We start from the raw sequence: 9885 nt of genomic DNA, 5'->3' as shown, positions 1-9885 counted from the left end.
CTCTGGAATACTGGATCGCCCGGTCAAGCCGGGCGATGACAGCGAGGTTGTGGCGAACGATTGCCGTAGTCGCACTCGTCCTCGCCTTCGTCCTCCCCGCCTCGGCCGACGTCGCCGTACCGCAACTCACCGGCCGCGTGGTCGACCAGACCGGCACGCTCTCCAGCAGCGATATCGCCGCGCTGACGCAGAAGCTGCGCGACTTCGAGACGCGGAAGGGCAGCCAGGTCGCCGTGCTGATCGTGCCGACGACGCAGCCGGAGACGATCGAGCAGTTCTCGATCCGCGTCGCGGAGGCCTGGAAGATCGGGCGCAAGAAGGTCGATGACGGCGCGATCCTGGTGGTGGCCAGGAACGACCGGCATTTGCGCATCGAGGTCGGCTATGGCCTCGAAGGCGCGTTGACCGACGTGACCTCGYGGCGGATCATCGACGAGGTCATCACGCCGAAGTTCAGGACCGGCGATTTCGCCGGCGGCATCGCCGATGGCGTCGATCGCATGATCCGCGTCATCGACGGCGAGCCGTTGCCGATTCCCTCGCCCAGCGTGAATTTCGGCAATCTGGACGACCTCGCACCGCTCTTCATCGTGACGCTGTTCGTCTCGCTGGGGGTGGGCGGGTTCTTCCGTGCCGTCCTCGGTCGGCTGCTCGGATCATTGGTGACCGGAGGAATCATTGCAGCGCTGAGTTGGCTTATTCTCGGTTCTCTGGGACTCGCCGTCGCCCTCGGAGCTCTCGGCTTCGTCATCGGGTTCATCGCCGATCTGTTTTCGGCGATGGGGCCAAGCTCGGGGTCGTCGCGCGGCGGCGCGTGGTCGAGCGGTTCCTCGGGAGGTGGCTGGAGCAGCGGATCGTCAAGCAGCAGCGATAGCGGCAGCTTCAGCGGTGGCGGTGGCAGTTTTGGCGGCGGCGGCGCCTCGGGGAGCTGGTAGCGGTCATGAGCATCAAGCGCATTGCCAGGCATCTCGTGCAGCATCATTGKCGGGCCAAGCAGGTCTTTCCGCCAAACGTGCTCGACCGTATCGAGCAGGCAATCAGGCAGGGCGAAACAACCCACTCCGGCCAGGTCCGCTTCGTCGTCGAAGGCGCGCTCGACGGCGCACCGCTGTTCCGCAATCAGTCGGCACGCGCGCGTGCCCTCGACGTGTTCTCGCACTTACGGATCTGGGACACCGCGCACAACAACGGCGTGCTGATCTATCTCCTGCTCGCCGACCGCGACGTCGAGATCGTCGCCGACCGCGGCATCGACGCGAAGGTCGGTGGCGAGGGCTGGGAAAGGATCTGCCGCGCTATGGAGGTCGAGTTCAGATTCGGCCGGTTCGAACACGGCGTGATCAGCGGCATCGCGGCTGTGTCGGGCGAGCTGGCGCGGCACTTTCCGCCGCAGGGTCCGCATGCGAACGAGCTGCCGGATGCGCCGGTGGTGATGTAGTCCGACCTCGTCCCGACCAGGGGCGGGGTCTTGCGTTTATCCTGAGATGGCGCCGGTCGACTGTCTGACGACGAGGCCAGTCGGTTGAATGGTGATGCCGGTGGGCCCCGGCGCTTCACCTGTGATCAGGCGAACCAGCATCCGCACTGCCTCATAGCCAAGCTGATCGAGCGGGTAGGCGACCGACGTCACGGCCGGCGTCAGCAGATCGGCAACGGGACCGTCATAGAAGCTTGCGACGGACAACGCGCCCGGAACGTCCAGGCCGAGTTGTCGCGCCACGCGCAGCGCACCCGCGGCCACCAGATGGTTGGTGGCGAAGATCGCGGTCGGACGGTCGGCGAGCGCGAGCACCGCATGCGCACCCGCCTCGCCGCCCTCACGGTCATAGCCGCAATTGACCACGAACCGCTTGTCGAAGCGCAGCCCGCGTTCGGCGAGTCCCTGCTTGAATCCCGCAAGACGCCGTGTGCCGAGGAAGCGCCGCGTGCTGCCGAGAAATCCGATCCGCTCATGGCCGAGCTCCGCCAGATGACGTACGGCGAGCGTAACGCCCGCCTCGTCATCCAGCATGACGTGCGGAAACTGCTCGTTCAGATAGCGATTGACGAGCACAGCGGGCGCTCCGAGCTGCTGCACGGCAGCCAATTGCCGTGCCTCCTGCTTGCCCGTGGAGATCAGAAATCCGTCCACCCTGTTGCTGGAGAGAATGCGCGCGGCGAGGTTCGGGTCTTCACCTTCCTCGCCGATGCCGCCGATCARCATCGAATATCCGAGCTCGTAGGCCGCCCGCTGCGCGCCCTGGATGATGGCGACGAATGCCGGGCTGTTGATCTCGGGCACGATCATCGCAAGACTGCCCGAGCGCGCAAGGCGCAGGCCCCGCGCCTGTGGATTGGGGATGTAGCCCAGTTCCGCAATCGCGCGGCGAACCGTCTCCTTGGTCTCGTCCCTGACGTTGAGCGTCGGATCGTTGTTCAGGATGCGCGATATCGCGCCGGGCGAAACGCCCGTCGCCTTCGCGACGTCGGCTATCGTCACTCTCTTGCCAGCCACCAAGCCTCGCCTCTGGATTATCCCGAGCCGGACGATAGACCTCAGTCCGGCGTCGCATCCTATAGCATCGGAAAGACCGGAGCGCCGCTGCCCGCGCAGTGCAATTTTCCCCGGGGTGGGGATGGAYGAGCTATTCGCTGCCGGTCAGGTAGTCCCACGCCGACAATGCATGGGTCTTGATGACAGTCATGAACTCCTCCACCGACACGCATTCGTCGGCTGCGGCCATACGTGTCGGCGCCGGCCCGTAGATATAAGCGGGCACCTTGTGATAGCGCCAGAACTTGCAATCGGTGGCGCCGAGCGAGGGAATCGCGACCGGGCGCACACCTGAGACGGTCTCGGCGTTGCGCGCGAGGATGCCGACCATCGGATGGTCGTGTGCGCATGAATTCGAAGGGTTGCTTGCGGCTTCCTGAATGGCGACGTCCGCCTGCGGATAGTCGCCGAGAATCGTATCGATGGTCTGCATGACCCGGGCGGCGTCCAGGCCGATCGGCAATCGAATGTCCGCCTCGAAGACGCAGGACGCGGGAATCATGTTGACCTTCAGCCCGCCCTGGACGGTGCCGATATTCAGCGTAGGGCGGGTCAGGACGTCGGCGGCGCCGGCGCCCATCGCGCGATCGGCCGCAGTGCGCACATCAGGCAAGGCGAGATAGGCCCGCAGCGACGGTGCGAGGTCGGGGACGATCGTCTCAATCTGTCCAAGCCGGTTGATCAGGCTCGCGGCGATACGCGTCGCGCTCTCCGATTTGTGCAGATATGCGCCGTGCGCGCCGGCGGTTCGTACCGTGAAGGTCAGCCGCAACGTGCCTTTTTCAGCGAAGCGGACGGTCTGCAGACCGCTGGGCTCCGCGTTGATCATGCAGTCGCCATGCCATCGCGTGTCGTTTTCGAGGAGCCAGCGGCTGCCCCAGCGTCCACCGGTCTCCTCGTCCGACACGGCGGTGAGGCCGAGGCTGCCCGCCAGCGCGGCCCGGTGGGTGTGAAGGTAGCTGAACGCGATCACCGATGCGGCGGTTCCGGCCTTCATGTCGCAGGCTCCGCGGCCATGCACGCAGCCATCTTCCAGCGCGCCCGACCAGGGATCGCGCGACCAGCCGCTGCCGTCACCCACTGGAAACACGTCGATGTGGCCGTTCATCACCAGTCGCCGCCCGCTGCGCCCTCCATCGAATTCGGCGACGACATTGGGCAGGTCCTCGCGCGGCGCCACGATCGACGCCTCGATGCCGCGGTTTGCGAGATAGCGCGTCACGATCGCCGCGGCCCGCCGCGTATCACCCGGCGGATTGGGCGACGGCTCGCGGATGAACGCCTGGAGAAAGGCGATGTGGGAGGCGCGATCGCGCTCGATCTCGGCGATCAGGTCATCTTTCGTTACATGGTGCATTGACATTCTTCCCGGTCTTTGTAGTTTAGTAAAACGATTTACTAAGCTGTGAAGCCAAAGGCAAGCTGGTTAACTCCAGACCCGCGGCGACGAGCCGGCGGCGCGGTGGCGATCGCGCAATCGCATGGGAAGCGAGCATCGTAGGACGACGAAGACACTTTCATGGCAAGCGTATTGAGTGAAAATCCCGCCATGGGCGGGCGAGAGGGCCTCACCGAGGACATTTCGGAGTTCGAGCATGTGCGACGGAAGCATGTCGGCCGCTATGTCAGCGCCGCGCTGATCGTCGCRCTCGTGTCCTGGGTCGTCATGGCGTTCGCCCACGGCCGGATCGAATGGGCCATCGTCGGACAATATCTCGCGGTGCGCAGCATCGTTGCGGGCCTCGGCAACACCGTGCTGATGACCGCCTTGGCGATGCTGCTCGGTGTCTCGATCGGCGTGACCGTTGCCATCATGCGGCTCTCGGCCAACCCGGTGATCAATTGGGCGGCGGCCGGTTATGTCTGGTTCTTCCGCGGCACGCCCGTGCTGCTGCAACTGTTGCTGTGGTTCAACCTGGCCCTGGTGTTCCCCAATCTCGGCATTCCCGGACTTGTCGAGGTGCCGACCGTCGAAGTGATGACGCCTTTCCTCGCTTCGCTCCTGGGGCTCGGCATCAATCAGGGGGCCTATACGTCGGAGGTGGTGCGCGCCGGCCTGTTGTCCGTCGACCAGGGGCAATACGAGGCCGCCAAGGCGATCGGCATGCCTCGCCTGCAAGCGCTGCGCCGGATCATCCTGCCCCAGGCCATGCGCGTGATCGTTCCGCCGATCGGGAACGAGCTCATCGGCATGGTCAAGCTGACTTCGCTTGCGAGCGTGATCCAGTTTCCGGAAATCGTCTATAGCGCGGAGAATATCTACTACGCGAACAACCGGGTCATCGAGCTGCTGATCGTCGCGGGCATCTGGTACGTGGTCGTCGTCACGGTRCTCTCCGCTCTCCAGGGGCGGATCGAGCGATATTTCGCGCGCGGCGCAGGCGCATCCGGCGCAATGACACGAGCCGGGGTATCGACGTGACTCCCATCGTCAAATCCGTCGGCCTGCGCAAGTCCTTCGGCGGGTTCGAAGCCCTGAAGGGCATCGATCTCGAAATCGACCGCGGCGAGGTGCTGTGCATTGTCGGCCCGTCGGGTTCGGGCAAGAGCACCTTCCTGCGCTGCATCAACCAGCTCGAAGCCATCGATGGCGGTGCCTTGTGGGTCAACGGCGAGCTGGTCGGCTACCGGCGCACCGGCCGCAAGCTGTTTGAACTCTCCGAGCGCGAGATCGCGCGGCAGCGGCTCGCGACCGGCATGGTGTTCCAGCGCTTCAACCTGTTTCCGCACAAGACGGCCCTGGAGAACGTCATCGAAGGACCGGTTCAGGTGCTGAAGATGGAGCGCAGGCAGGCGGAGTTGGCGGCCAACGAACTGCTCGCACGCGTCGGACTTGCGCACAAATGCGGGGCTTACCCGATCGAGCTGTCGGGCGGCCAGCAGCAGCGCGTTGCGATTGCGCGCGCACTCGCGATGAAGCCGGCGTTGATGTTGTTCGACGAGCCGACCTCCGCGCTCGATCCGGAGCTCGTCGGCGAAGTGCTCTCCGTCATGCGCGATCTCGCACGGAGCGGAATGACCATGATCGTCGTGACCCACGAGCTCGGCTTCGCACGCGAAGTTGCGAACCGGGTGCTGTTCATGGACCACGGACTGGTGGTCGAAGCCGGATCGCCCGAACAGGTTCTCGGCAGGCCAACCCAGGCCCGTACACGCGATTTCATTTCGGCAGTGCTGAGCTAGCCGTTCGACGCCATCGAGGCGCATAGGGGAATATCATGCTTACACGATCCCGCCGTTGTCTTGCAGCTGTCGCCTTCGTGGTCGCGCTCGGCCAGGCCACGGGCATCGCTTGGGCGCAGGGCACGAAGACGATCATCAACGCGGCGACGGTGCCGAAATATCCTCCTTTCGAATTCAAGGATCCGGCGTCCGGCAAGCTGATCGGATTCGATGTCGATATCGTCGACGCGATCGCCGCCAGGATGGGCATCAAGGTCAATTGGATCGATTCGAGCTTCGACCAGCTGATCAGCTCGGTCGAGACCAGGCGTGCCGACGTCATCGTGGCCGGCATGGCCGATACGCCGGAGCGCCGCGCGACCGTGAGCTTTCTCGATTACCTGCACGCCAATACGGTGTTCTTCACACTGCGCGCCAACGCCGCACGCTATCCGGATCTGGACGCGCTGTGCGGCAAACGGGTCGCCACCGCGCGCCGGACCATCTGGCCCGCCGCAATCGAGAAATGGAGCGACGAGCATTGCACCGCCGCCGGCAAGCCTGCCGTGATCGTGGTGGGAACGGACGGATCACCGGATACGCGGCTGCAACTGAACCAGGGACGCGCCGATGCGGCAGTCCAGGGCGCCGAGACCATCCCGTATCAGAACTCGATCGAGGGCAACCGCTACGTCATTCTCGGCAAGCCATTCCTCGTCCAGGACATGGGACTCGGATTTGCCAAGGACGATGTGCAATTCGGACAGAAGCTCAAGCAGGCGCTCGCGGCCCTCATGGCCGACGGCAGCTATCAGGAGCTGCTGCGCAAATGGGACCTGACGGGCAGCGCGATCGAGCAAGCCATGATCAACGGCCAGCCCTGAACGCACCGGCGCGCCCCTTAATCATCCAGCTTGTTCAGATCCCTGACCGACTGCATGATCGGCTCGAAGTTCGAGCGCGCGTCCAGCGCGTCGAACAATTGCGCCGTGTCCGCCAGCAAGCCGTGCGACCTCGCAATCGCAATACGCACATCCTCCTGCGGCGTGTCCGACAGCCGTCCGTGCCCCGACAACAAAATCTTCGAATCCAGCCCCTTCAACCGCTCCAGCGACTGGATGTAGTCGGCGATGCTGCCCGAGCCGAACACGCCGCCCATCACGCCGCCGGGCATCAAGGTGTCGGCGGCAAACAGCAGGCCCTTGTCCTGGTCGTACAGCGTGATGCAGGCCGAGGTGTGGCCCGGCGTGTGCATCACGTTGAGGCGAAAATCGCCGAGGTCGATCAGATTGCCTTCCTCGAGCCAGATGTCGACGTTGATCGGCACGTTCGGCTCGTTGAACATCTTTCGCAGCATCGAGAAATCGTCGCGCAGCATGATCTTGTTGGCGGCGAGGCGATGGGCTGCGACGAACGTGCGATGCGCGTTGAAGTGCCAGGCGGCGCCGATGTGGTCGAGATGTTCGTGGCTCAGCACGACCATGTCGATCTTGTCCGGCGGGCAGCCGGCGAAGTTCAGGCATTCCGCCAGCGCCGGATAGTTCGAGGACAGCCCGACATCGATCAGGATCGTGCGCGCCGAGCCGCGCACCAGATAGGCGTTGGCGGCGCGGTTGGAGAAGCGGATCTGGTAGACGTTGTCCGCGGCCTGGATCAGCGAGCAGACGTCGTTCTTCATCAGGATCGGGAAGGCCGTCGGCTTGCGGTCACTCATGATTGCGCGGTCCGGTAGGTGACGGCGTTGGACGCGCGCAGGCGCTTGGAGAGCGCGTCCATCACCATCAGCGCGAAGGCCGGCTGCTGGCTGACCAGATAGACGAAGCGGGCGTGGTTGATCCTCATCACCTTCGTGTTCGGCGCCGCCGCGATCGCCGTCGCCGAGCGTGCCGAGCCGTCGATCACGGCCATCTCGCCGAAGAACTCGCCCTTGCCGAGTTTGACGATGCTGGTCTTGTCGGCGCCGCTGATCTTGGCGATCTCGACCTCGCCGTCGAGGACGACGAACAGCTCGCGGCCGGTCGAGCCCTCCTCGAAGATGACGTCATCGACACCAAACTCGTTGATGCATTTCTCGATCGTCATGACACTCCCCGAGGGCCCTCTGTCGCCCTTCTGGCTGACGGCACTGTCCATGTTAGCCGGGTCGCCAGGGCGGGCAACAGCCCGCTCGGCCGGCTTGGCGGCCTGCTGCAGAGCAGCATCGGCTGACAATTTGTTGCACGCCGCCACGCCGGTTCCACTTTCCCGACCCAATTCGGCCCCGGAGGAGTTCCTAAAATTTCGGTAAGCGGGTCCCGAGGTAAGGATTTCGCAAGCAATGAAAGTTACCAAAAGGTCAATCCAGAGTGGAGTATTTGAACTGTGAGCGAACCAATGGCTGAGCAGGCTGCCCAGGATACGAGCGTCGTGGCAGCTGCGACCGTGCCGCAGGCCGTCGAGGCGGCCGGAATCGAGGCACCCTCGATCGCCCCCGACCATGAGGCGCCGCCCAAGCCAGATCCGGTCAAGGCAGAGGCCCCGAAGGTCGAGCCGCCAAGAATCGAGGCATCAAGAATCGAGGCATCGAGGATCGAGGTGCCGAAGTTTGAAGCCAAGCCCGAGACCAAGGCCGAGATCAAGCCCGAGCCGAAGCCCGGCAAGCTCATCGTGATGGCGCCGTCGGAGCGGTCCTGGGACCGCGAGGACTTCGCCCCGCATGTAAAGGCGGAGGAACCGCGCGAGACCGGTGGCAAGCGCCGCCTGTCGGCGATGGCCGCGGTGATCGCGCTTGCAGCCTGCGTCGGCGCCGTCAGTGGCGCGCTCGCAACCGTGAGCGTGATGCATTTCGCAGCTAACCCGGCACCGGTGCAGGTCGCCGACACCAGCGCGCTGGAATCGTCGGTCGCCCGGATCGATGCCGACGTGGTCGCGCTCAAGGCCAATGTCGAGCACAGCTCCAAGACCGGCCTCAGCCAGTTCAACCGCGCCAACGACCGTCTCGACAAGCTCGAGAAGGCGCAGGCCGAGCCGATGGCCAAGCTGGCAAAACTGTCCGAGACCGTCGACAAGCTCCGCGCCACGCCGCCTGCGGCGCCCGCACAGGCCGCGGCCGCAGCGCCCGCGAAGGAGACCACCGGGTCGATCGCGCCGACCCAGGTCGCCACTGCCGCGCCGGCCGCGGCTCCGGCGGTCGCCGCGCCCAAGACCGAGGTCGGACGGCTGCCGACGATCGAAGGCTGGGTACTGCGTGACGTCTCAAACGGCGGCGCGCTGATCGAGGGCCGCGGAGGTCTCTACGAGGTCTATGCCGGCGACCCCATTCCCGGCATCGGCCGCGTCGATGCGATCCGCCGCCAGGACGGCCGCTGGGTGGTCGTCACCAGCAAGGGCCTGATCGTCGCGCGCTGAGCCCCCGATATCCGACTTTCGAAGAGGCGCTTCACCACGATGTGAAGCGCCTTTTTGCTTGAATAGGCGGACCCGCGCGGTGTTAGTGGAGGCATGAGCCGCGCGTTGCGAATTCTCGTTGCTGTCGTCGTGTTGTTCGGTGGCGCCGTGTCGTCAATGGCCGCGGAGACTGCGGCGCTCGCGCGCGGCACCGCCATCACCGATCCCGATCTCCTGCGCCAGCTCGATCAGCACGACGCGCTCACGATCTCGCGCCTGCTGTCGCCGGAGCGGAACGCGGATTTTCCGCTCACGACCGACAAGCTGTTCGCGTTGCTGCCGCAGCTTGCGCCAATTCCTCCGGCGATCGATGCCGAGTTCGACCGCTATATCGGGCAGCACAAGGCGGCATTCCCGAGCGAGACCATTGGCGTCGGCGAAGGTTTTGACGTCCAGCTGTTCGATCGGGCCGTCCTGAAATCCCCTGACACGCGTTTCGTGCTCGCTGGCATCGTCAATCGCATGGACCGCGCTTACGTGTCGGAAGAGTCCTGCGGCGAGATCCGGCTGATCTACCGGTTGACCCGCTTCGACGGCAAGCCGGACGGCGGCACGACGGCGACACGCCTGCCGATGACGCTCAACCTGGTGATGAAGGCGAGGGACGCGCGCCAGACCGATCGCAGCGGCAGGCCTGTCACCTGCGCCGAGGTCGCGCAGAGCTGGCTCGACAATGGCGACTGGCAGGGGCTGATCGGCAGTTCGTTCCAGCCAACCGATGCCATGCTCGACCGCATCGAGACCAACATCCAGATCTCGATGAT

At 64.8% G+C, this 9885-nt stretch carries 11 protein-coding genes and 1 pseudogene; 8 read left to right on the top strand and 4 right to left on the bottom strand.

Annotated elements, in window-relative coordinates:
- Positions 1-35: 35 nt before the first annotated feature.
- Together ACXJL8_RS23655 and ACXJL8_RS23650 are read left to right on the top strand one after the other, a co-directional pair.
- On the top strand, positions 36-935 hold the full coding sequence (locus ACXJL8_RS23655; RefSeq protein WP_456685676.1) for a TPM domain-containing protein: 900 nt from the start codon (positions 36-38) through the stop codon (positions 933-935).
- A gap of 5 nt (positions 936-940) precedes the next feature.
- On the top strand, positions 941-1438 hold the full coding sequence (locus ACXJL8_RS23650; protein WP_456685675.1) for a TPM domain-containing protein: 498 nt from the start codon (positions 941-943) through the stop codon (positions 1436-1438).
- A gap of 36 nt (positions 1439-1474) precedes the next feature.
- Here the strand turns inward: ACXJL8_RS23650 and ACXJL8_RS23645 are convergent, their stop codons facing one another.
- On the bottom strand, positions 1475-2494 hold the full coding sequence (locus ACXJL8_RS23645) for a LacI family DNA-binding transcriptional regulator (protein WP_456622594.1): 1020 nt from the start codon (positions 2492-2494) through the stop codon (positions 1475-1477).
- Positions 2495-2624: 130 nt separating this feature from the next.
- On the bottom strand, positions 2625-3641 hold the full coding sequence (locus ACXJL8_RS23640; protein WP_456685674.1) for a M20/M25/M40 family metallo-hydrolase: 1017 nt from the start codon (positions 3639-3641) through the stop codon (positions 2625-2627).
- Here ACXJL8_RS23640 and ACXJL8_RS23635 point away from each other — a divergent pair.
- The 4 genes from ACXJL8_RS23635 (at position 3630) to ACXJL8_RS23620 (ending at position 6579) form a co-directional block, all read left to right on the top strand.
- A complete protein-coding gene (locus ACXJL8_RS23635; protein WP_456685673.1) occupies positions 3630-3893 on the top strand; it encodes a hypothetical protein in 264 nt (87 codons plus the stop codon). The genes ACXJL8_RS23640 and ACXJL8_RS23635 overlap by 12 nt on opposite strands.
- A 159-nt stretch (positions 3894-4052) precedes the next feature.
- The gene (locus tag ACXJL8_RS23630; protein WP_456622592.1) at positions 4053-4955 is read left to right on the top strand and encodes an amino acid ABC transporter permease; all 903 of its coding nucleotides are present in this window, start codon (positions 4053-4055) and stop codon (positions 4953-4955) included.
- Entirely contained in the window at positions 4952-5716 is a 765-nt protein-coding gene (locus tag ACXJL8_RS23625) for an amino acid ABC transporter ATP-binding protein (protein ID WP_456622591.1), read from the top strand. The genes ACXJL8_RS23630 and ACXJL8_RS23625 overlap by 4 nt, the downstream gene beginning before the upstream one ends.
- 35 nt (positions 5717-5751) lie before the next feature.
- A complete protein-coding gene (locus ACXJL8_RS23620; protein WP_456622590.1) occupies positions 5752-6579 on the top strand; it encodes an ABC transporter substrate-binding protein in 828 nt (275 codons plus the stop codon).
- Positions 6580-6596: 17 nt separating this feature from the next.
- Here the strand turns inward: ACXJL8_RS23620 and ACXJL8_RS23615 are convergent, their stop codons facing one another.
- Both ACXJL8_RS23615 and ACXJL8_RS23610 read right to left on the bottom strand, forming a co-directional pair.
- Positions 6597-7409: an MBL fold metallo-hydrolase gene (locus tag ACXJL8_RS23615; protein ID WP_456622589.1), complete on the bottom strand. Its 813-nt coding sequence runs from the start codon at positions 7407-7409 to the stop codon at positions 6597-6599.
- Complete coding sequence (locus tag ACXJL8_RS23610) at positions 7406-7777, bottom strand: Crp/Fnr family transcriptional regulator (protein ID WP_456622588.1); 372 nt, start codon at positions 7775-7777, stop codon at positions 7406-7408. Before ACXJL8_RS23610 ends, ACXJL8_RS23615 begins: the two co-directional genes overlap by 4 nt.
- 291 nt (positions 7778-8068) lie before the next feature.
- On the opposite strand from ACXJL8_RS23610, the gene ACXJL8_RS23605 reads away from it, so the two are divergent.
- Positions 8069-9082 (top strand): hypothetical protein, encoded by a 1014-nt coding sequence (locus ACXJL8_RS23605; RefSeq protein WP_456622587.1) that lies wholly within the window; start codon positions 8069-8071, stop codon positions 9080-9082.
- Between the two features lie 93 nt (positions 9083-9175).
- Positions 9176-9885 (top strand): annotated as a pseudogene (locus ACXJL8_RS23600) (hypothetical protein); the annotation flags it as partial.

The organism is Bradyrhizobium sp. P5_C11_2, assembly GCF_054049755.1.
This window is presented reverse-complemented; position numbering and strand designations above follow the sequence as displayed.